This window comes from Brevibacterium sp. HMSC24B04 (genome assembly GCF_001806835.1).
In the GTDB taxonomy this organism is placed as follows: domain Bacteria; phylum Actinomycetota; class Actinomycetes; order Actinomycetales; family Brevibacteriaceae; genus Brevibacterium; species Brevibacterium ravenspurgense.
Map to the genome: position 1 here is coordinate 41,257 of NZ_KV786090.1, position 22,109 is coordinate 63,365.

The window sequence follows — 22,109 nt, forward strand, 5'->3', positions numbered from 1 at the left end:
TCCGTAGACTAACGGTGTGACTGAACTTCTTCGCCGCATCGATCTGCGCAACACGGACATGGACCGCCGCACCCTTCGCACCGCGGTGCCGCGAGCCCACGCGGGCTTTTCCCACGCCGCGGGTGCGGCAGCCGGGGTGCTTGCCGACGTGCGTGAACGCGGGCGCGAAGCAGTTGTTGACCTCACCCACCGCTTTGACGGTGTGCGGTTGGAGCGCGTGCGTGTTCCCGAGGCCGAACTGAAAAAGGCCTATGACGATCTTCCCGCGGATGTCGAAGCAGCTCTGCGTGAAGCCCGTGCTCGGCTGGAGCGTGTGTCCGCTGGACAGCTGCCGGCGGATGACACCCAGACTTTCGCCCATGGCGGCACCGTCACCAGCAGATGGCAGCCGGTCGAGCGGGTGGGCCTGTATGTTCCCGGGGGACTGGCCGCGTACCCGTCTACTGTGCTGATGAACGCTGTGCCGGCTTTGACGGCCGGCGTGAAGTCGATGGCGATTGCTTCGCCTCCGGGCCCTGACGGTCTGCCCAACCGCACGGTCATGGCGGCCGCCCACCTGCTCGGAGTGACCGAAGTGTGGGCGATGGGCGGAGCCCAGGCGATCGGAGCTTTCGCGTACGGATTCTCTGATGGGGAAGACCTTGAGCCAGTGGATCTCATCACCGGTCCGGGCAACGCCTTTGTCGCTGCGGCAAAGGCCGAAGTGCGCGATGTTGTGGGCATTGACGCTGTTGCCGGTCCCACTGAGATCATCGTTGTAGCCTTGAGCGGTTCACGCCCCGACTTTGTTGCGGCTGACCTTCTGAGCCAAGCGGAGCACGACCCCCTTGCCGCTTCGGTTCTGGTGACCGACAGCGAAGACTTCGCTGACGCCGTCGATGCGGCTCTTGCCGAACAGACGGCGAAAACCCCACACCGTGAGCGTGTCGAACAGGCTCTGCGGGGCGAACAGTCCGGCACGATCCTGGTGTCCTCTGAGGACGACGCGATTGCCGTGGCAAACGCCTACGCGGGCGAACACGTTGAAGTTCACGGCGACGGTGCAGAGGAAGCTGCGCGTGGGATCGTCAACGGAGGTTCGGTTTTCATCGGCGATTATTCTCCCGTGGCTCTGGGGGACTACTGCTCCGGCTCTAACCACGTGCTTCCCACCGTCGGTTCGGCAGCATTTGCCTCCGCGCTGGGCACCGTGTCCTTTATGAAGGGCAGCCAGGTGATCAGCTACTCGAAGGAGGCGCTGGAGGCCGTTGCCGGTCACATCAGCGCGTTCAGCAGAGTGGAAGACCTGCCCGCGCACGGTGCAGCCGTGCAGATTCGGATGGAGGGCTGATGCACTGTCCTTTCTGTCGCAATGCTGATTCGCGCGTTGTGGATTCGCGGACTGCGGAAGACGGCGCCTCGATCCGCAGGCGCCGGCAGTGCACCGCGTGCGGCCGCCGTTTCACCACAATGGAGGCCACCAGCCTGTCTGTCATCAAACGTTCCGGTGTGACCGAGGAATTTTCCCGTTCCAAGGTGATTTCCGGTGTGCGCAAAGCCTGCCAGGGCCGTCCGGTCGAAGAAGACGACCTCGCCAAGCTCGCCCAGACGGTCGAAGAGGCAATCCGTGCTCGTGGTGTTGCTGAAATCGATGCGGACGAAGTGGGCCTGACAATCCTGAGCCCGCTGCGCGAGCTCGACCAGGTGGCCTACCTGCGCTTTGCCAGTGTGTACCAGGGCTTTGAAAGCCTCGAAGACTTCGAAGAGGCCATTGAATCACTGCGCGCCGAACGCGACGGACGGGCTGCAGAGAAAGAATTCTGACAGTGACTTGCGTCCCGCACAGTGCATGTGTATAAAATGAGGGCACACACTTAAGTGTGGTCGCAACAGGCGGCATCGGAGGGGAAGCCGGTGCCGCCTGTTTTTATTTCCCTTCAACCCTCAGGCGGCGCCCTGACCAGCGATTACAGTAGAGCTGCCGGTGCGCGGTCAGCGCCGGATGCCGGAGACCCCAACAGCTTTAGCCCCATGTGCGTCCATCGCCTTTCAACCGCAGATTCTGGCCAATCGGCAAGGGCTGCTGTCATAGCCAGAACGTCAAGATAGTCCTGATACAGCCGTGATGAAATCGTGGCACCCGAAGAACCCAGGGCGCGCAGTATGCGGCCGTCGAGAATCATGGGCTTGTCGGCTGTTTCCAAAGACCATTCCGGCTGTGAGAAATAGGCGAGCTTGGTGAAAGTGGACGGTCCGATGAACGGTACGGCGCCGTTCCACAGGGAAAATGTTTCCGCGGCGGTAAGCCCGCGCCCGCGGTCGACGAGATCGGCAAGAACCTGACCGAAGCCATCGACTGCCGGTGCGCGGCACGCTCGATAGACGCTGCGGGCCTGTGTGCCGCTGCCGTAGGCGGCCGCTGCGGCGAAGAACTCCACGGCATCCTCAGCGGTGCTCACGTCGCGGCCCAGCGCAAACAGCTGACCGCGCGAAATGCGCGCTCTGCTGTTCCAGCCGTCGGAGTGCAGAACTTCCGGCAGCGGGCAGTCCTCCGGCCACCACTGGGCGAAATGCTGCGGACGGAATTCAATTTCATCGGTTGATTCGCTGCCGTGGGGAGTGCCCAGTTCGCGGCAGAGTTCCAGGGGTGATGGAAATGACATGATGGCCTCTTTTCTGCTGCTCGTGCCGACACTCTTACACGAGGCACTGACACACCGAGACCACGCCGCCTGCGGCGGTTTCCGCGGACTGTTCTTACAGCCAGGCGGTGACGAGCGAATCCCTGCTCTCAAACACGCCAAGACGCGCTGTTGCGCGGGTGAGCGCAACATAGAGATCGCCCACGGCAGCCGAATCCCCGGCGGGTGCGAAGTCAGCCGGCTCGACGAGGGCGACAGCATCGAATTCCAGGCCTTTTGCCTGATGGGGCTGCAGCAGGGCAATGGGGAAGTCGATGCCGGACGTGCCGATGCCGTACTCAACGCCAGCCTCCTCCAACGCCTGTGCAGCTTCCCGCAGCTGTGGCGAGGTGCCGATCACCGCGGCCCGACCGCCTCCCAACTCTCGGAGCTGTCCGGCCGCCCAGACAGCGGCAGCCGGCGGCACCGCGTCAGAGGAAAGCCGGGACACCGCGGGAGCCGTGTCACCATCGCGAACCGGTGTGGGCACCTCGAGGTTGGGGAAGTGCGTGCGCAGCAGCGCGTTCGCAGGCTCCAAGATCGAAGCGGGAGTTCGGTAGGAGACCGTCAGCTCGGTCAGCGACAGGCGGGAACCCACGTGCGGCGAGAGCACACTCTCCCACGTGCGCGCGGCATCCGTCAGACTGGCTTGAGCGAGGTCGCCGACAATCGTGGCGGACTTGCTCGGCACCCGCCTGAACAGCAGGCGCAGCTGCATGGGGCTGAGCTCCTGAGCTTCGTCGACAACCAGATGTCCGTAGGTCCACTCGCGATCCTCCGCGGCGCGCTCCGCCAGCGGACGATGATCGCCGCCATCGGAAAAACGCTGGGCCAGCAGCTCAGCAGACACGAAATCTGACGTGCCCATCATGTCGTTGACAGCCTGCGCGTACTCCGTTTCTGCGTTCGCTCGCGGGCGCACCTCAGCCGAGCCCAGCAGCTCCTCGAGTTCGTCGAGCAGCGGAATGTCCTCAACCGTGATCGGCTCGTCCTTGCTGCGGCGCAGGCGCGCCATCTCCTCGTAGGACAGCAGGCCATCGCAGGCGGCAACGAGTTTCGCCGGCTTCGTGTACAGGTCACTCAGCACACGACCAGCGCTGACAGGCAACCAGCACAGGTTGATGGCTCGGCGCACATCCGTCGACATGCGCAGGTCGGCCATGTGGTGGCCACGCGGATCATCCATGCCGGCCAGGGGTGAGTTCTGCAGCAGCTGTTCGACGAGTTCGTCGAGGATCTGCTGGACAAAGCCTTCGCGCGCCGCGTTGTGGGGCTTGCCCGAGCGCTGCGCGTTCTTGATCGCCTTGCGCACGGCCTTGCGTTTGAGAGTGACCCGCTGTGCACCGACGGCGAGCTCTTGGTCGCCATCGGGCACCCGCTGGTAGCCGCGCACAGCGCGCTTGATGACGTCGACCATCCGCAGGCTGCCTTTGACCGCGGCGGTTTTCGGTCCGTCGTGCAGACTGGCCTCGTAGCCGGGCAGCAGCTGGCCGGGGGTCAGAAGAACAGCGCCGGTTTCGCCGAGGCTGGGCAGCACCTGTTCGATGTACTTGAGGAAAACCGGCGTGGGGCCGACGATGAGCACACCCGAACCGGCGATTTTGGTGCGCTGCCTGTACAGGAGGTATGCGGCGCGGTGCAGGGCCACCGCGGTCTTCCCGGTGCCGGGTCCACCCTGGACGACAACCGTTTGGTCGGCGGGGCGGCGGATGATTTCGTCCTGTTCTGCCTGAATTGTCGCGACGATATCGCCCATGCGTCCCGTGCGGTGGCTTTCGAGTGCTGCCATGAGCGCGCCTTCGCCGTGCAGGTCGTCGCGTTCGGCGGCGGTCAGCGCATCGAGGTCCAGGACGTCGTCTTCCAGGCCGATGACGGTGCGCCCTCGTGTGGCGATGTGCCTTCTGCGGATGACGCCGGTGGGGTTGGCTGCGGTGGCCCGGTAGAACGGTTCGGACGCGGGTGCTCGCCAGTCCATGAGCAGCTGAGTCTGGTCGGAATCTGAAATGCCGATGCGCCCGATGTAGGTGGTCTTGTCATCAGCCATGTCGAGCCTGCCGAAGCACAGGCCGGTTTCAGCTTCGCGCAGGCGCAGCAGCTGGTCTTCGTACATGGTGGCGAAGGCATCGCGCTCTGAGCGGTTTTGGTGGTTGCCGCCGACTTTGGATGCCCGAACGGCGCTGAGTTTGCTGTGCGTTTCTTCGCGCAGGCTGTCCAAGCGCTCATAGACGCGGGAAACGTATGTCTGTTCCCGCTGGATTTCGCTGTTTTCCGGCACCGTTCTCCCTCCGATCGGCATTCAATTATGCCGTGGCCGCGCCCGCGCGCACGCACTGGGGTGGGCCGGGATTCAACGGCCGGTGAAAGCTGTCAGCTGTGTGCCCTCGAGGACGCGGGCAACTGCGGGCCCACCGCGCAGGGCGCGGGCCACGATGCCGGGTTCGGGTGGGGTGTGGGCGGCGATTCCGACCGCGTTGCCGTAGCGGCGACCGCGCATGTTGCCCGGGTCGATTGCCAGGGCGACGTAGGGAAAAGACTGCTGCAGTAAGCGCAGTTCGCCTTTCAGCCGCTCATGAGGTGGAGCTGCCGCGATGTTGAGCAGGAACGTGCCGCTGGGGGCCAGTACGTTCGCGCACTGGTCGAAGAACTCGCGTGTTGCCAAGGGCGCCGGAGTTTCGCTTCCGGCGAAGGCGTCGCGGACAAGCACGTCGAGGCTGCCGGTCCGGAAGGTGTGGATTTCACGTGCGCCGTCACCCGCGCGCAGCGCCAGCCGGGGCTTCTTCGGCAGGTCGAACCACTCCCGGACTTTGTCCAGCAGGGCGGCATCGATGTCGATGGCTGTCTGCTTAGAACCGGGACAGTGCGCGTCAATCCAGCGGGGCAGACTGCAGCCTCCGGCCCCGATATGAACTGCTCTCAGGGGTGTTCCGCGCCCATCGGCGTCATCGTGGCGCACCCGGACGATCCTCGACATCCAATCGAGGTACTCGAAATCCAGCCGCAGGGGATCGGACAGGGTGACGCACGACGACGGGACCCCGTTGACCCACAGGACGTATGAGTCGGGTTCGCCGGCAACGGCCTCAAGCACAGCTGTGCCCGTGTCGATGTCTACTTCGAGCTCAGCGGATCGTCGTTGTCTGCCCATGCCGTCAGTCTAGGGAGGCTCGCACTCAGGTTCGCCAGCCTGTGCACAACTTGGCCTCTGTCCACAGCCTCCCGCCACCTGTTTTCACTGCGGAGGTGAGTGGAAAACACTTCTGGCATGAAGAAGATCACCATCAGAACACCGGAAGACATTATTGAAACCGCAGTGGACATGCTCGGCTATAGACCGGAGGATTCGCTGGTCCTCCTGGGCATCATGGATCCCAACACAGAAGGACCCGGCCTGGGCGTGCTCCGCATCGACTACAGCACAGCCGCCGCACTGGGCTTCGCCGATGGATCCGCAGGAGACGTTGTGGACCTCGTGCACGGTCTTGGCAGCGTGAAAACCGTGCTGCCAGTCGTTTTCTGTGATGACCTCTACGACATTCTCGGATTGGGCGGGCCGATAGAGGCGCAGTCGTGGAAAGTGCACCGCGACGGCATCTACGCGGTCTGCGATCTGCTGGTCGACTCTGGCTATGACGTGGGGCGGCCCGTGTGGTCCGCGGGTGAACTGTGCGGTGATTTTGCCGCTCCGCGTGATGTGCGCCAGTGCAACACGGAAAACAGCCGCCCGGCTGGCATCGCGGAAGCGGCTGCACTGCCAACCCCAGAGCTCGAAATCGTACGGGCCAAAGAGTTCTTCGGGACACCAGCGGTACCTTTCCCTGTTTTGGCCGACGCTTTGGCAATGGTGGAGAGCCTGCACGCGGAAGGTGCCGCGCCAGAGGTGTGTGCTCAGGCGTTCTCGCCGCAGGCACTCAACGCGGCTGAGGCCATGCTGACCAGTCCGCGCAGGCGGGACCTGGTCATGCTCCTCATGGTTTTTCAGAATCCCGGACTGCGGCCGGCCGAACTGCCAGCAGAGTGCGACGAACATACGGAAGACTGGCTGTTGGAAGAGTTTGTTCATCCCGAGTACATGAACGAGTGCGTGGGCTACAGCGAGGCGCTGCCCGATATGCGCCGGCTGCAGCTGGGGTGTGAAGTCATGAAGATGATTGCGGCCTATGCCTCGAGTGAGGCTCTGCCTGATGCGCTCGCGGTTCTCGCATGGCTGGAATGGGTTAGGGGACGTTTGTCGTTCTCGGACTACTACGCTGCAGCGGCTCTTCACCTGGATTCAGAGCACTCGCTGGCACGGCTGCAGGCGGCCGCGGCCGAACAGGCGGTGCTGCCCGGCTGGCTGCGACACGAGCGGTTTGACGAGGTCGATTGGGTCTGAGCGGAATACCGTGAGAAGATAAAGTGTTGACCCGGTAGGTCTCAGCATTCGGCGCAGCCAGCTTAAGCCCAGCTTGAGCACGGCAGGCCGCGTGTGAAGACTTGACTTGGGTCTTACTAGTGCCATGAAGACTCAAGGCACCGCAGACGCAGTGAAAGGTGAACCGTGCCGACCGCATCCAAGGACTCCACGAAGACCAGCGCAGACGACTCGGCTGCCAAGAAGACGACGGCGAAGAAGCCCGCGTCCAAGACCACCGCCAAGAAGAGTACCGCGACGACAGCGAAGTCGAAGGCGGCCGGAACAAAGGCGACTGCAGCTAAGAAGACCACGGCTGCCAAGAAGGCGACGGCGACGAAATCCACTGCAGCTAAGAAATCGACCACGGCTGCCAAATCTACGGCCGCCAAGTCGAGCACTGCCAAGACGACGGCTGCGAAGAAGTCCACGGCTGCAAAGTCGAGCACCGCCAAGTCGAGCACTGCCAAGTCCACGGCTGCGAAGAAGACCACGGCTGCTAAGAAAACAACAGCCGCGAAGTCCACCGCGGCTAAGTCGACGGCTGCGAAGTCGACCACGGCCGCCAAGTCGACTGCCGCGAAGAAGACCACTGCCGCGAAGTCCACTGCGGCTAAGTCGACGGCTGCGAAGAAGACGACCGCCGCGGCGAAGAAGACCACCGCTGCTAAGAAGACCGCGGCTGAAGAAACACCGGAAGTCGAAGAAACCACAACGACAACAGCGGCGAAGAAGACCGCTGCCAAGAAGCCGGCTGAAAAGCCCGCGGCGAAGAAGTCGACTCGCAAGAAGAAGGACGACGAACTCGTCGAAGACGTCGAAACCCCGGAAGAACCGGAAGAGACCGACGACGCCGAAGCAACCGAAACCCGCAACGCCGAAGAAGAAAAGAAAGACGAAGAAGTCAAAGAAGCCGGCGGCTTCGTCGTTTCTGACGCTGATGATGACGACCAGCCCACGGTGCAGGTTGTCAGCGCGGGCGCGACAGCAGACCCGGTCAAGGACTACCTCAAGCAGATCGGCCGCGTGGCACTGCTCAACGCGGCAGAAGAAGTTGACCTCGCCAAGCGGATCGAAGCCGGAATGTACGCCGAGCACCTGCTGAACAACGGCGAAGTCAAAGAAGCTCGCGACCAGCGCGACTACAAGTGGATCATCCACGACGGCCGCATCGCGAAGAACCACCTGCTGGAGGCCAACCTTCGTCTGGTTGTCTCGCTGGCCAAGCGCTACACCGGCCGCGGCATGCTGTTCCTCGACCTCATCCAGGAAGGCAACCTCGGTCTGATTCGTGCGGTCGAAAAGTTCGACTACACGAAGGGCTTCAAATTCTCCACCTACGCCACGTGGTGGATCCGCCAGGCAATCACCCGTGCCATGGCCGACCAGGCTCGCACCATCCGCATTCCCGTGCACATGGTGGAAGTCATCAATAAGCTGGCCCGCGTGCAGCGTCAGATGCTGCAGGACCTGGGTCGCGAACCCACCCCGGAAGAGCTCGCCAAGGAACTCGACATGACGCCCGAACGCGTTGTCGAAGTGCAGAAGTACGGCCGTGAGCCCATTTCGCTGCACACCCCGCTGGGCGAAGACGGCGATTCCGAATTCGGTGACCTCATCGAAGACTCCGAAGCCGTTGTGCCCGCTGACTCCGTGAGCTTCACTCTGCTGCAGGAACAGCTCCACTCGGTGCTTGACACCCTGTCGGAACGCGAAGCCGGTGTGGTCTCGATGCGGTTCGGACTCAACGACGGCCAGCCGAAGACCCTTGACGAAATCGGCAAGGTGTACGGCGTGACCCGCGAACGCATCCGTCAGATCGAATCGAAGACCATGGCGAAGCTGCGCCACCCCTCGCGCTCCCAGGTGCTGCGCGACTACCTCGACTGATACGCGGCACATCCGCATACACAATCAGGCCCGGCCCCGTTCGACGGGGCCGGGGCTGATCTCGTATCTGCGGTATTCCAGTCAGAAGGACCTGCAGTCGCAGAGTGCGGAAGCGGAGAGCTTACAGCCAGTTGGGTTCGATGACGCCGAAAGCTGCATTGTGAGGGTCGATGAACTTTGCGACGCGTCCGCGCGGAGTGTTGGTCGGCTTGACCAGCAGGGCGCCGCCGAGTTCGGGCACCTTCTGGGCAAAGGCATCGACGTCTTCAACCATGTAGAACGCTTCCCAGTGCGAGGGGATCTGCGTGCCGGAAAGGTCAACGACAGCGGCCGTCAGATCAACATCACCCGGCATGGTGAACAGCTGGGCTTCTTCGCGGATGGTCGACGATCCGGTGCTCTTGGTCCAGCCGAACACCTCAGAGTAGAAGTCCGCCTTTTCAGGGGAGTGAGTGTGCAGCTCGAAGTAGACGGCCGCACCGAGTTCGCCCACTGTTCCCAGTCCGCGGGAATCGTCAAAGGTCAGCGCGCCGAATGCCGTGCCGCCGGAGTCCGAGACAAGCGCAACCGATGCTTCGCCATCGAATTCGGGAACGACCGTCATTGCCTGCCCGCCGCTGGCGTCAACAGCGGTGAGGAAGGTGTCGAGCGATTCAGCGCGGAAGTAGACAGACCAGAAGCCAGGCTGGCCTTCCGGCGCCTGCGGCGGCTGTGGGCTGATGCCTGCGGCAGCGCGTCCGCCGAGCAGCGCCTGCGAACCAAGGCCAAGGGGGCCTGCGCCGCTGAACTCCCAGCCGAAGAGTTCGCTGTAGAACTTAGTGGAAACATCCGACTGCGGGGAGCTGAGCTCCAACCAGACGGGTTGAGCAGATTGAGCAGTGTAGTCAGTCACCCGGCCATTGTCGCAGGTAAAGCTGTCGTGGTCAGCCGCGGCCCTTGAAGTAGTCTTCGATGCCGGCAGCCAGCCCCTCGGCGTAGCGCTTGCGGCCGGAATCCGTCTTCATGGTCTTTGCTTCTTCCGGGTTGCGCATTTCGCCCATCTCCATGAGCACGGCTGGCACCGTGGCGTGATTGAGACCGCCGAGGTCTGTGCGCTCGATGATGGTCTTCTTGCCGTAGCTGGGGTTGGCGCGGAAGTCCGCATCTTTGAGGCCTTTCACAAGGCTGGTGGCGAGCTTCTTGGATTCAGCGTGTTCGCGGTCCGGTGCGATGATGGCGCCGAAGCCGAACGGCTTGGTGCTTTCGGAGCCGTTGGCGTGGATGCTGACAAGGATGTCCGCCTCGGCTGCGAACTTCCCGCGCTCATCAACGCAGGGGCCGATGCCGGTGTCGTCTTTGCGCGACATGATGACGCTCGCACCTTTGTCTTCGAGCAATGTGCGCAGGTGGTCAGCGACTTTCCAATTGAATTCGTGTTCGGCAAAGCCATCTGATGTGGCTGTTCCGGTTGTGTTGCACGCTTTTGTTCCGCCGCGGCCGTCATCGACCTGCCGGGAGATCTTTGAGGCGTTCTTCATGTTGCCGCCGTTGTGGCCGGGGTCGACTGCGATCGTGAGTCCCGCCAGCGGCTGGGAGTCCTCGTCTTCTGTCGGGGTGCTCGAGGGCGCATCACTCGCTGCGGTTGGGGCCGCCGGTGCTGACGAGGTGCCGGGCCCGGGGGTGCCGCCAGCGCACCCGGTCAGGAGGAGGGCACAGAGTGCGGCAGCAAGGGCGGGGGAGCGCAGAATCATACGAACATTGAAGCACATCCGGTATGACAGGGCGGCGGGCAAATCCACGGGCTTTCGCCTGCTGAGCCCTACAATGGCAGGGCATCAGAGGGAAAGGACGTGGAAGTGGCGGCCAAAGCAGAGTACGGCGCACAGCAGCTCCAGGTACTGGAAGGGCTCGACGCGGTTCGCAAACGGCCCGGTATGTACATCGGCTCCACTGATTCGCGTGGTCTCATGCACTGCCTGTGGGAGATCATCGACAATTCCGTCGATGAAGCCCTGGCCGGCTACGGAGAAGAGATCACTGTGACTCTCTATCCTGACGGCTCCGTTGCGGTGGACGACTGTGCGCGCGGCATTCCCGTTGACATCGAACCTAAGACAGGTCTGAGCGGTGTAGAACTGGTCATGACGAAGCTGCACGCCGGCGGTAAGTTCGGTGGCGGTTCCTATGCTGCGGTCGGTGGTCTGCACGGTGTTGGCGGTGCTGTTGTCAATGCGCTGTCAGCGCGTATGGACGTCGAAGTCACCCGTGCTTCCAAGGTTCACCGTCTGTCGTTCCGCCGGGGTCGGCCCGGACGTTTCGCCGATGACGGCGCCCCCAGCCCTGAAAGTCCGTTCACTGAGAACAAGCCGGGTGAAAAGCTCGAGATCATCGGCAAGGCCAAGCGGGGTGTCACCGGAACGCGGGTGCGCTACTGGGCTGACCCGCAGATCTTCCTGAAAGACGCCGACTTCGAGTACGACAAGCTCGTTGACCGTGCCCGGCAGACCGCGTTCCTCGTTCCCGGTCTGAAGATCACAATCGTCGATGAACGCGGCATTGCGCGCGACGAAGCGGGCGAGGTCATTGAACGTCGCGAAGAAGAGTTCCGCTATGACGGTGGAATCTCCGCGTTTGCCGATCATCTGGCGCTTGACCCGGCTGTCACCGATGTGTGGCGCTTCAGCGGCAAGGGCGATTTCACGGAAACTGTTCCAGTCCTCGATAAGACCGGCCACATGGTGTCAACCGATGTCGACAGGGAAGTCGACGTTGACATCGCCCTGCGCTGGGGGACTGGCTTCGACACTCGGATCAAGAGCTTCGTCAACATCATCGCCACCCCTAAGGGCGGCACCCACCAGGCGGGCTTCGAAGCAGGTCTCGTGAAGACTGTCCGCAAAGCAGTTGAAGCCAATGCCCGCAAACTCAAAGTCGGCAAGGACAAACTGGACAAAGAAGATGTCCTGGCCGGACTGACGGCTGTCGTCACCGTCAAGCTTGCCGAACCGCAGTTCGAAGGACAGACAAAAGAGGTTCTTGGAACTCCCGCGGTCCGTCAGATTGTCAGCAAGGTCGTCGAGGACGGCCTGACTGAACGTCTTGAGGCAAGCAAACGCCAGGAAAAGGCTCAGGCCAACGCGCTTTTGGAAAAAGTCGTCGCGGAAATGAAATCGCGTATCTCCGCGCGCACGCATCGCGATAACCAGCGACGCAAAAACGCCCTCGAATCCTCGGCTCTGCCCGCCAAGCTCTACGACTGCCGCATCAGCGACGGTGACAGCACCGAGCTGTTCATCGTCGAAGGCGATTCGGCGATGGGAACAGCAAAGGCCGCCAGGAACTCGGAACACCAGGCGCTGTTCCCCATTCGCGGCAAGATTCTCAACGTGCAGAAGGCAAGCGTGTCGGACATGTTGGCGAATGCCGAGTGTGCGGCGCTGACCCAGGTGATCGGCGCCGGTTCCGGTCGCAGCTTCGACCTGGAGGCTGCTCGCTACGGCAAGGTCATCATCATGACCGACGCGGATGTTGACGGCGCCCACATTCGCACACTGCTGCTGACGCTGCTCTTCCGCTACATGCGTCCACTGGTCCAAGCTGGCCGCGTGTTTGCCGCTGTGCCGCCGCTGCACCGCATTGAGGTCATCAACCGCGGTAAGGCCAATGATGTCATCTACACCTATTCGGAAGCTGAGCTTCACCGTGAGCTGAAGAAGCTCGATCGGCGCGGCAAAGCCTACAAGCCGCCGCAGCGCTACAAGGGGCTCGGCGAAATGGATGCCGACCAGCTTGCCGAAACGACGATGGATCCCGCGCACCGGCTTCTTCGCCGCGTCACGATGGACGATGCCGGCGCTGCCGAGACCACGTTCAACCTGCTCATGGGATCTGAGGTTGCTCCGCGCCGCGAATTCATCGTGTCCGGTGCCGACGTCATGGATTCCGAGAAGATCGACGCCTGATCAGCAGGGCCTTCAACAGCCCATTCTGAATTCTGAGACACTCGTGACCACGCACGCTCAGCGTGCTCACAGAAAGTGCCATGCCGGTAGTCTAGAACCGGCATAATAATGACCGGTTCGTCGTGCGCGTGCACATCTGGCGGACCAAGCCGAACAAGGAGGCGATTGTGGATCCGGTGCTCATCGGCAGGTGGCAATTCGGCATCACCACGGTCTATCACTTCTGGATGGTTCCGCTGACCCTCGGTTTGGGTCTGCTGGTTGCAATCTTCCAGACGATGTACACCCGTACAGGTGACGAAAAGTGGCTGCGCGGAACGAAGTTCTGGGGCAAGCTCTTCCTCGTCAACTTCATCATGGGCGTTGCCACCGGCATCGTCCAGGAATTCCAATTCGGTATGGCGTGGTCGGAATACTCGAAGTTCGTCGGCGACGTCTTCGGTGCTCCTCTGGCTATGGAAGCGCTCATCGCGTTCTTCCTCGAATCGACATTCCTCGGCCTGTGGATCTTCGGCTGGGGTCGACTGTCCAAGCGCGCACACCTGACTGTCCTGTGGTGCGCTGTTATCGGTGCGTGGATCTCGGCGTACTTCATCATCGTCGCCAACTCGTGGATGCAGCACCCGGTTGGCGTTGAAATGGTCGACGGCCGTCCCGTCATGACCAACATCTGGGCAGTTCTCACGAACAACACGGCAATCGCCGCCTACACCCACACGCTTGCAGGTTCGCTCGCCTGCGGTGCCGCCTTCATGCTCGGCATTGCCTGGTACCACCTTTACCGCCGTCGCAGGGACGGCATCGACACGGTCGATGAGAAGGGCCGCGTCGTCGTGGGCGAAAACCTCGCTGTGCCCGGCCGCGACAAAAAAGACCACGAAGTGTGGTTCAAGTCGCTGCGTATCGGCGGTTGGGCCGCAGTCATCGCTTTCGTCGCGGTTGCCATCACCGGTGACATTCAGGCCAAGCTCATGTACGAACAGCAGCCCATGAAGATGGCCTCAGCGGAAGCCGCCTGCTCCGACGGCACCTCGTTCTCGGTGCTGACGATCGGCATTCCCGACTCCAACCACTGTGACGACACGAAGACTCTCATCGAGGTTCCCGGTCTGCTGTCCTTCCTCGTCCACTCGAACTTCACAGAAGAAGTCCCCGGCGTGAAGACGCTTCTGCCGGAATACGAAGAGAAGTTCGGCGGCGTCATCCCGGATGACCCCATGTACCGCGACTACGCGGGACAGAAGATCGACTACCAGCCGCTGATGATCGTCACCTACTGGGGCTTCCGCTTCATGATCGGCTTCGGTGCTCTGGCTGCGATCTTCGCCGGCTACGCGCTGTTCGCCACCCGCAAGGGAACCGTGCCGAAGTCGAAGTTCCTCGCACGCCTGTCGCTGTGGGGCATCGCGGCACCGTTCGTTGCCAACTCGGCCGGATGGGTGTTCACCGAAATGGGCCGCCAGCCGTTCGTCGTGGCCCCCAATATGGGAGCTGACGGCGTCGACGGGGTCATGCTCTACACGGCCGCGGCGATCTCTCCGTCCGTGTCTGCCGGCGCCATGCTGTTCAGCCTGGTCGCCCTGACTCTGCTGTACGGCGGTCTGATGGTCGTCGAGCTCATTCTCATCATCAAGTACGCCCGCGGCGGTGTCGCGGCTGCTATGCCCGAACTCGACACTTCGGGAAGCAAGCCGAGCGCCGAGCACGAAGACGACGACGTCCTGTCGTTCGCCTACTAAGGAGACGCTGTGGAAGCCCTTTCAACTCTGTGGTTCATCCTCATCGCTGTCCTGTGGACGGGGTACCTCATCCTCGACGGCTTCGACCTGGGCGCGGCCATGATGATGAAGACCTTCGCGAAAAGCGAAAAGGAACAGCGCGTTCTGCTCAATTCGTTCGGACCCGTATGGGACGGCAACCAGGTGTGGCTGCTGACAGCCGGGGGTGCGACGTTCGCCGCATTCCCGCTGTGGTACGCCTCGCTGTTCTCTGCCCTGTACGTGCCGCTGACGCTGGCGCTGCTCGCACTCATCCTGCGCGCCGTGTCGATTGAATACCGCGGCAAGGTCAATTCGCAGCGCTGGCGCGACGCCTGGACCTGGTGCCTGTCGCTCGGCTCGGCCGTCGCCGCCTTCTGCGTCGGTGCAATGCTGGCGCTGACCACCACCGGCATGCCGATCAACGACAACGGCGACAACGTGGGTGGTGCGTTTGCGTGGGTCAACATCTACGCGATCGTGGGCGGCCTGGCCATCCTCGGCTTCGCCTACCTGCAGGGCCTGCTGTTCACGGCTCTGAAGTCGCACGGCGAAATGCGCGTACGCGCACGTGCACAGGCAAAGAAGCTCCTGCCGCTTCTGCTGCTGTTCGCCGCTGTATGGGTGCTGATCGTCCAGTTCAAGTTCGGCAACATCGCCGGTGCCGTCATCATCGCCGTTGCGGTGCTGGCAGCAGTTGTGACGTGGATGAGCATCGGTGAGAACACCGAGCTGCGCGCCTTCCTGTTCAACGGCGTGTTCCTCGCGGCAGGTGTTGCGAGCCTGTTCGTCAACATCTACCCGCGCGTGCTGCCGTCGACGATCGATGACTCCCTGTCGCTGACAGTCACCTCTGCTTCTTCGTCGGACTACACACTCGGCGTGATGCTCGTCGTCACGGTGATCTTCCTGCCGATCGTTCTGGGCTACACCGTGTACTCGTACCGCGTGTTCGCTCGTCGTATTCACGAAAAGCACCTGCCTCCGGCGCACAGCGTTCCGGTGGCAATTGCCAGCTACCACGCGTGAGTTCACCGTGGGCTCCAGCGTCCGCCGTCCCCTCGGGACGGCGGGCGCTTGGCGTTCTTGTGGGGGTGGCCGCAGCCAAGGCGCTGGGGTTGGTGCTCATTGCCGAGGCTGCCGCTCGGGGTGTCACCGGCGTGATGGCCGGCGACGATGTTTCGCTGGCTGTTTTCCTGGGTGTGCTCGGGGCTTTTGTACGCGGGGCCACGGCGTGGGCCCAGCGGGCTGCAGGAGCGCGCGCCGCGGTCGGTGTTAAAACGGCTCTGCGCCGGAAGCTCATCGGTCGGTCTGTCGGTTCCGGCGGGCGGGATCTTGACATTGACGACGGTGCGCTGGTTCTGACCGCCACGCGTTCGCTGGATGATCTTGACGACTATTTCACGGGTGTTCTGCCCGCTTTGACGGCATCGGCTGTCATCCCTCTTGCGGTTATCGTCCGCATTGTCTTCGCGGACTGGGTTTCAGCGGCGCTTCTTGTCATCACGCTGCCCTTGGTGCCCGTGTTCATGATCCTCATCGGCCGCTATACCGAGGAGCGCGTGGGGCAGGCGCTGAAGTCCCTTGATCGCCTGTCGGACAACCTGGTGGAACTTGCGCGCGGCCTTCCGGTTCTTGTGGGGCTGGGACGTGTGCGTGCGCAGACGGAAGCTCTTGTGCGCATCAGCGACAGCTACCGGCGCACCACGATGCAGACGCTCAAGGTCGCGTTTCTGTCTGCTCTGGCTCTCGAGCTCATCTCCACTCTGTCGGTTGCTCTCGTAGCGGTTTTCATCGGTGTCCGTTTGGTCAACGGGAATCTTGATCTCAGTGCCGGTCTGCTGGCTCTTGTTCTGGCCCCCGAGGTGTTCTTGCCCCTGCGTCAGCTGGGTGCGGCTTTTCACTCCACCGAGAACGGGCTGGCCGTTTTCGACCGCATCCGCGGTCTTATCGCCTCTCCGCGGTCTGCTGTTTTCGGCTCCCGAGGTGCGGAGTCGGCCGGGCCGGAGGTGACTGTTCAGTTTGCCGAGGTGTCGGTTTCCTACGGCGATTCTGTCGCGCTGCCGCCGGTGTCGGGACAGATCGGCCCTGGTTTGACTGTTCTGACTGGGGCTTCTGGCGCTGGGAAGTCGACTTTCCTGGGTGTTCTCGCCGGTCTTGTGCGGCCGGGGGAGACCGCCTCGGTCACCGGCAGCCTGACGGGGGTTCCGGACTCACTGGCCTTTGCAGATCAGAGTCCCCGCTTCTTCACTTCGACGGTAGGCGAGGAGCTCCGCCTGTTCGGCGGTTCCGAGATTGATACGGCTGCTCTGAAGCAGCGCGCGGCTCTCGACCTGGATGATGCCGCCGCTGTGGATGCGCTCAGCCCCGGTGAAGCTCGGAGACTGTCCTTGGCGCGAGCCTTTGCGCGCGTGGATTCGGGAGCGCAGCTGCTGATTGTCGACGAACCGACAGCGCACCTTGACGATGCCTCTGCCGCGCGCATTCGACGGGAACTGCAGACCATCAGCGAATCCTGCCCCGTCATTGCGGCAAGCCACGATCCAGTTCTGACAGCAGCAGGAACACGCCTGCACATCGGCGCACCGGCACGGGACCTCGACGCGGTGGAACCGGCAGCGGACCCTGTCGAGTCGAACACTCGCCCAAACCTCGACGAGGGTGCGGAGGACGTCCGCCCCGCCTCGACATGGCAGCTGCTTCGGCGTGCAGCCGATGCCGTCGGCTTCACGACGGGACGCTTTTGGCTGGGTGTTCTGTCGGCGGTCGGTGCTGTCGCCGCCGGCACGGCGCTGACCGCAGTGTCGGCCTGGCTCATCGTCTACGCCTCATTCCAGCCGCCCATCATGTACCTGCTGGTGGCGATCGTCGGGGTGCGGTTCTTCGGCCTGAGCCGTTCTGTTCTGACCTACACTCACCAGCTCAACCTGCATCACGCGATCCTGGGCAAACTGGCTTCGCTGCGCAGGCAGCTGTGGCAGACCTTTGCCCGCGAGGGAACAGCCAACCGCGCTGTTGCGCGAAGCGATGTGGCCCTGCGCAGACTGGTGTCTGATGTCGATGACATCAGTGACGCGGCACCTCGAGTTCTGGTTCCCCCGCTTGTTGCCGTCATCATCGGTGCAGCGGCTGTCGTAGTCTTCTGGATTTTCCTGCCTCAGGCGGCACTGGCGCTTGCTGCTGTTCTTGCGCTGGCGCTCACCGTGGGGCCAGCGGCTGCGCTCTTGGCTGAGCGCCGGGCCGGTGTGCAGCGCCTGGAATACCGGGCGCGCGTGCTGGGACAGCTCACCCGGCTGCTGGCTGCTAAGTCAGATCTCATCGCCAACGGCAAAGCCGATGCGGCCGCAGCTGCGCTGATCGAAGAAGATGAAAGAGTCGGCGCGTTTGAAAAGCGCATCCTGCAGTCTTCTGGGCTCGGCGAGGGAATAGTCACGTTCCTGTTGTCGGCTCTGAGCGCTCTCATGCTTGTCATCGCCGGCCCCGCGGTGATTTCCGGCAGCATTTCTGCGGAAGCTCTGGCGATCCTCGTGCTCGTTCCGCTTGCCCTCATTGATGCTTACCTCGATTCCCTGCGGGCCGTTCAGCAGTGGCCGGCACTGGCTTCCGTCCTGCAGCGCGTACCGGAACTCGGTGCGGAAGAAGAACATGATGCGAAGCAGCCGCACCCAGTCGAATCGATTCGCAGTGCGCAGCTGCGCGGCATTCGCGCATCGTGGCCCACCGGCCCGGAGATTCTCACGGGGGTCAACGCCGATATCGCGCGAGGGCGATGGACGACGGTCACCGGGCCTTCAGGTTCGGGCAAGACCACTCTCGTGTCCGTCATCCTGCGGTTCCTCGACCCAAGCGCTGGGACCTACACGGCAGACGATGCGAACCTGCTTAAGGTGGGGCCGGAAGACCTCGCGGGCACAGTCGCCTGGTGTCCGCAGGAAGCACACGTCTTCAATTCCAGTCTGCGCGCGAACCTGCTCATTGCGCGCGATCGTGATGACCGGCCCGGCGATGACGAGCTGCTTGAAGTGCTGCGGCGCGTGGGACTGGACGAAATTGCGCGCGAACGCGGTCTGGATGCTGTCATCGGCGCCGGGGGAGAGTTCCTCTCCGGTGGGCAGAGGGGACGACTGGCGATTGCCCGCACCCTCCTGACAGGTGCCGATGTGATCGTCATCGACGAACCGACCGCACACCTCGACGTCGAGACCGCACAGGCGCTTATGGCGGATCTGCGCGAAACTCTTGATGACCGCGCTGTCGTCATGGTGACCCACGACCAGCGGTGGGTCAGCGCTGATGATCTGCGGGTGAAGCTGTAGAGCTCAGTCGCGTTTTGTGCCGAACATGATCTCGTCCCAGCTGGGGACGGACGACCGGCCGCGCTTAGCTTCTTTCTGTTCCGTTTGTTCCGCCGGCTGGGGGCTTGCAGCAGCGTCACCGCCGTCGAAAACCCCCGGTTCATCCAGCAGTGACGGCTGCGCGTCAGTGTGCTCTTCTTCCGGTGTGCTCACAGCGAGCACGGAGTCATCATCGGCCTCTTCGGGCCGCGACAGTGCGGTGTGCGCTCCGTCAGGTTCGGTTTCCGGCATTTCCGGCACTGAGCGCAGACCTGTGGGAGCCTGCGCTGATTCGGCCTCCTGTGTACGGGCGCGGCGCCTGCGGAGGCTTTCGAGAATGCGTCCCGTCTCGGCCTGGTGATCAGCGGACTTCGGGGTGCGGTCCTGGTCTTCGAAGTCGAAAACACGTTCATCAGGGCTGCCGAAGTTGGGGATCGGTCCGGAATCAGCAGGGCCGGCTTCCGACAGCCAGCGGGCGTCGTCGTCTACGGCATGGACATTTCGCTCGCGGTACTCCCAGCGCGCAGTCTTCTGCGTGCCGCGGACCGTGAAGGCCAGTTCGACGTTCCACACGCCTTCATCGGACCGCCAGGCGTCCCACTGGAGGCTGTCAGTGTCAGCTCCGCGCTTCTCCAGGCGCTCCGTGGCGACATCGCGCAGCGGGCGCGGCGTGTGGTCGCGGCTGCCGTCTTCGTAGACCGGGCTTTGGCCGGCGCTGTGGGCAATGTGGCGGCGCTCAGCCAGGACGGGCTGTTCAAAGGCCTTGATGTGGTCGAGATCCCCGCCGGTGGCATCCGCGACTTCCTCAGCGGTAAGCCCCGAGCGGATCATCGCCTGAATGGCCTTGGGCCTCAGCTGACCCCGCCCGTAGGTGCGGGTGGCCTGCTGGGTGCGCAGGCGGCGCACCGCGGCAAGAAGTTCGTCGTCGACGCGAAGCCGATATTCGGCCCCCTGTGCATCGCGCAGCACAAGCGCACCGGACGCGTCAGCTGCGTGAAAAGACAGTTCCGTCACTCGAATCACACCTTCCTGTAGCCGTTCCATATTTTCACGGGCCGCGGCCCGATGGGCGCACCAGCGGCGGCGAGTCGTCAAGCCCCGGCGACGAGGCGACGCCCAGGAACGTCACGGTAGACTTCAGGCATGACCTCATCTTCGGTTTCTCCCTTCGATTCGATTGTCCTCATGTCCTTCGGCGGACCCAACAAGGCTGAAGAAGTCGTGCCGTTCCTCAAGAACGTCACGGCCGGCCGCGGCATCCCCGAGGAGCGTCTCGAAGAAGTGGGTGAACACTACTTCGCCTTCGGAGGAAAATCGCCGATCAACGAACAGAACATCGCTCTTCTGGAAGCGCTGAGGAAGGAAGTCAGCGCGCGCGGCATTGATGCCCCCGTTGTGTGGGGCAACCGCAACTGGGACCCGTACCTTGACGACGTTCTGCGCGAGCGCGCACAGGCTGGAGACTCCCGCTTCATCGCTGTGACCACATCGGCCTACTCCAGCTACTCATCGGACCGCCAGTACCGCGAAGACTTCGCCAAGGCCAGCCAGAAGCTCGCCGGCGAGGGGATCAACGTTGAAATCGACAAGATCCGCCAGTACTACAACCACCCGGGATTTGCCGACACGCAGGTGAAGATCGTCCGCGAAGCACTGGCTGAATTCGCGCAGAAAACCGGTGGGCTCGATCCGCAGAAACACCGGGTTCTGTACGTGACGCACTCAATCCCGGATGCCATGCAGGCAGCCTCGGAAAAGTGCACCATCGGCTACGAAGCGCAGCACCGACAGCTCATGGACTATGTTGCCGCCCAGCTGGGTGACGAACAGCCGCTTGAACAGGAACTCGTATTCTGCTCGGAATCCGGCCCGGCACACATCCCGTGGTCTCAGCCGGACATCAACGACCGCATGGACGAACTTGCCGAAGAAGGCGTGACCGGTGTGGTCGTTGTTCCGTTCGGCTTCGTCTCCGACCACATGGAGGTCGTCTACGACCTTGACACGGAGGCAAAGGAAACAGCTGACAAGCACGGCTTCGCATTTGTGCGAGCCGCAACTGTCGGCACCGACCCGGTGTTCGTCAGCGGGCTTGTCGACCTCATCCTGGAACGTGCCGCACAGGTGCGCGGTGAAGAGGTCAGCGCACCGGCCGTGACGGAAGAAGGGGCGCTCATTGACGGTTCCGGCGCAGGCTCCGTCGAATGCTGCCGCGGTCGGGAAGACCGGCCCACGATGCCGAACTGGGCTGACTGATCACCCTTTGAGCACAGAAAAGGGGCGGCTTCGGCCGCCCCTTTCGTATGCGAATCGTCAGTCCTCAGGGTCGTCGATAACCGGGATTGTGCCGGTTTCTGCGGCGAGGACCTTCTTCAGCTCGGACGTGTCGAGATCGTTTTCACCGGCGATGTTGACGGTATCGCTCAGCTCTTCGATCAGGGCCTGTTCGCGGAACTCATCGCCGGCCTCGCGGGCTTCGGCGAGTTGTTCACGCAGGAGCTCGACTTTGTTGTCGAGTCCTTCAGCAAAACCTGACATGGGAGCCTCCCTTCTCAAACATCAGCATCATCGGCAGTCCGCATGAACTGAATATGAACACGATGATGTTGAGCCTCCAAATTACCAAAGTAAGAAAAAACAGCAGAAATCACCCGGTCTGCAGTTGCGCAAAAGCAAATGAAGGTGCATTATTCGGGATGACCCGCACATGAGCCGGTCTTTCACAGACTTCAACCAGATGCCGCCGGAGTGTGACCAGTACAAATGGCAACCGACTACGACGCCCCGCGTAAGCAGGATGACGAGATCAGCGCTGACTCCATCGAAGAGCTCAAAGCGCAGCGCAATCAGGCGCAGGCCAGCCAGGTAGACGAAGACGAAACGGCCGCGGCCGAAGATTTCGAGCTGCCGGGTGCCGACCTTTCGAACGAAGAGCTCTCGGTGCGCGTTCTGCCGCGTCAGAACGACGAATTCACCTGCATGGAGTGCTTCCTGGTTCGCCATCGTTCGCAGCTGGCGGAAGACAACGACGGGGTCCTCGTCTGCTCGGACTGCGCTGGCTGACACCGCGGGCGCGGGCTGAGCGCACAGGCGCAGACGAACACAGACATAGGCAGCGGGGGCGAGAACAGATCTGT

At 62.7% G+C, this 22,109-nt stretch carries 17 protein-coding genes; 10 read left to right on the forward strand and 7 right to left on the reverse strand.

The genetic code is table 11. The annotated features are described in order from the left end of the window. The first annotated feature begins 16 nt into the window (after positions 1-16). Positions 17-1,330: a histidinol dehydrogenase gene (hisD, locus tag HMPREF3092_RS06085; protein WP_083274282.1), complete on the forward strand. Its 1,314-nt coding sequence runs from the start codon at positions 17-19 to the stop codon at positions 1,328-1,330. After that, positions 1,330-1,803 (forward strand): transcriptional regulator NrdR, encoded by a 474-nt coding sequence (nrdR, locus tag HMPREF3092_RS06090; protein ID WP_061941272.1) that lies wholly within the window; start codon positions 1,330-1,332, stop codon positions 1,801-1,803. The genes hisD and nrdR overlap by 1 nt, the downstream gene beginning before the upstream one ends. Before the next feature lie 143 nt (positions 1,804-1,946). Here nrdR and HMPREF3092_RS06095 read toward each other — a convergent pair whose 3' ends face one another. From HMPREF3092_RS06095 to HMPREF3092_RS06105, 3 genes are all read right to left on the reverse strand, one after another. Further along, on the reverse strand, positions 1,947-2,642 hold the full coding sequence (locus HMPREF3092_RS06095) for an 8-oxoguanine DNA glycosylase OGG fold protein (protein WP_070424201.1): 696 nt from the start codon (positions 2,640-2,642) through the stop codon (positions 1,947-1,949). A 94-nt stretch (positions 2,643-2,736) separates the two neighbouring features. After that, complete coding sequence (locus tag HMPREF3092_RS06100) at positions 2,737-4,935, reverse strand: HelD family protein (protein WP_083274283.1); 2,199 nt, start codon at positions 4,933-4,935, stop codon at positions 2,737-2,739. Positions 4,936-5,007: 72 nt separating this feature from the next. Next, positions 5,008-5,805 (reverse strand): spermidine synthase, encoded by a 798-nt coding sequence (locus HMPREF3092_RS06105; RefSeq protein ID WP_070424203.1) that lies wholly within the window; start codon positions 5,803-5,805, stop codon positions 5,008-5,010. A 117-nt stretch (positions 5,806-5,922) separates the two neighbouring features. Between HMPREF3092_RS06105 and HMPREF3092_RS06110 the strand changes: the two genes are divergently transcribed. Continuing rightward, complete coding sequence (locus HMPREF3092_RS06110; RefSeq protein WP_070424204.1) at positions 5,923-7,032, forward strand: DUF4192 family protein; 1,110 nt, start codon at positions 5,923-5,925, stop codon at positions 7,030-7,032. A 165-nt stretch (positions 7,033-7,197) separates the two neighbouring features. Continuing rightward, positions 7,198-8,940, forward strand: a complete 1,743-nt coding sequence (locus HMPREF3092_RS06115; RefSeq protein ID WP_070424205.1) for an RNA polymerase sigma factor — start codon at positions 7,198-7,200, stop codon at positions 8,938-8,940. Positions 8,941-9,061: 121 nt separating this feature from the next. On the opposite strand, the gene HMPREF3092_RS06120 is transcribed toward HMPREF3092_RS06115, so the two are convergent. Beyond that, the gene (locus HMPREF3092_RS06120; protein ID WP_141737976.1) at positions 9,062-9,832 is read right to left on the reverse strand and encodes a VOC family protein; all 771 of its coding nucleotides are present in this window, start codon (positions 9,830-9,832) and stop codon (positions 9,062-9,064) included. Positions 9,833-9,863: 31 nt separating this feature from the next. Continuing rightward, positions 9,864-10,670, reverse strand: coding sequence for an N-acetylmuramoyl-L-alanine amidase (locus HMPREF3092_RS06125; RefSeq protein ID WP_019175249.1), 807 nt, complete (start codon positions 10,668-10,670; stop codon positions 9,864-9,866). A gap of 99 nt (positions 10,671-10,769) precedes the next feature. Here HMPREF3092_RS06125 and HMPREF3092_RS06130 point away from each other — a divergent pair, with 99 nt between their 5' ends. The 4 genes from HMPREF3092_RS06130 (at position 10,770) to cydC (ending at position 18,954) form a co-directional block, all read left to right on the forward strand. Continuing rightward, a complete protein-coding gene (locus HMPREF3092_RS06130; protein WP_019175248.1) occupies positions 10,770-12,881 on the forward strand; it encodes a DNA gyrase/topoisomerase IV subunit B in 2,112 nt (703 codons plus the stop codon). Positions 12,882-13,048: 167 nt separating this feature from the next. Then, a complete protein-coding gene (locus tag HMPREF3092_RS06135; RefSeq protein WP_026022774.1) occupies positions 13,049-14,620 on the forward strand; it encodes a cytochrome ubiquinol oxidase subunit I in 1,572 nt (523 codons plus the stop codon). Between the two features lie 9 nt (positions 14,621-14,629). Further along, positions 14,630-15,667 carry a cytochrome d ubiquinol oxidase subunit II gene (cydB, locus tag HMPREF3092_RS06140; protein WP_070424207.1) on the forward strand — a complete coding sequence of 346 codons (1,038 nt, stop codon included), beginning with the start codon at positions 14,630-14,632 and terminating at the stop codon, positions 15,665-15,667. Beyond that, positions 15,664-18,954 (forward strand): thiol reductant ABC exporter subunit CydC, encoded by a 3,291-nt coding sequence (gene cydC / locus HMPREF3092_RS06145; protein ID WP_256174390.1) that lies wholly within the window; start codon positions 15,664-15,666, stop codon positions 18,952-18,954. Before cydB ends, cydC begins: the two co-directional genes overlap by 4 nt. A gap of 3 nt (positions 18,955-18,957) precedes the next feature. On the opposite strand, the gene sepH is transcribed toward cydC, so the two are convergent. Then, positions 18,958-19,986, reverse strand: a complete 1,029-nt coding sequence (sepH, locus tag HMPREF3092_RS06150; RefSeq protein WP_070424208.1) for a septation protein SepH — start codon at positions 19,984-19,986, stop codon at positions 18,958-18,960. Between the two features lie 129 nt (positions 19,987-20,115). On the opposite strand from sepH, the gene HMPREF3092_RS06155 reads away from it, so the two are divergent. Further along, positions 20,116-21,228 (forward strand): ferrochelatase, encoded by a 1,113-nt coding sequence (locus tag HMPREF3092_RS06155; protein ID WP_070424209.1) that lies wholly within the window; start codon positions 20,116-20,118, stop codon positions 21,226-21,228. A gap of 57 nt (positions 21,229-21,285) precedes the next feature. Here the strand turns inward: HMPREF3092_RS06155 and HMPREF3092_RS06160 are convergent, their stop codons facing one another. Next, a complete protein-coding gene (locus HMPREF3092_RS06160; RefSeq protein WP_062020877.1) occupies positions 21,286-21,510 on the reverse strand; it encodes a hypothetical protein in 225 nt (74 codons plus the stop codon). 225 nt (positions 21,511-21,735) lie between these two features. Here HMPREF3092_RS06160 and HMPREF3092_RS06165 point away from each other — a divergent pair, with 225 nt between their 5' ends. After that, positions 21,736-22,035, forward strand: a complete 300-nt coding sequence (locus tag HMPREF3092_RS06165) for a DUF4193 domain-containing protein (protein WP_019175241.1) — start codon at positions 21,736-21,738, stop codon at positions 22,033-22,035. Positions 22,036-22,109 lie beyond the last annotated feature (74 nt).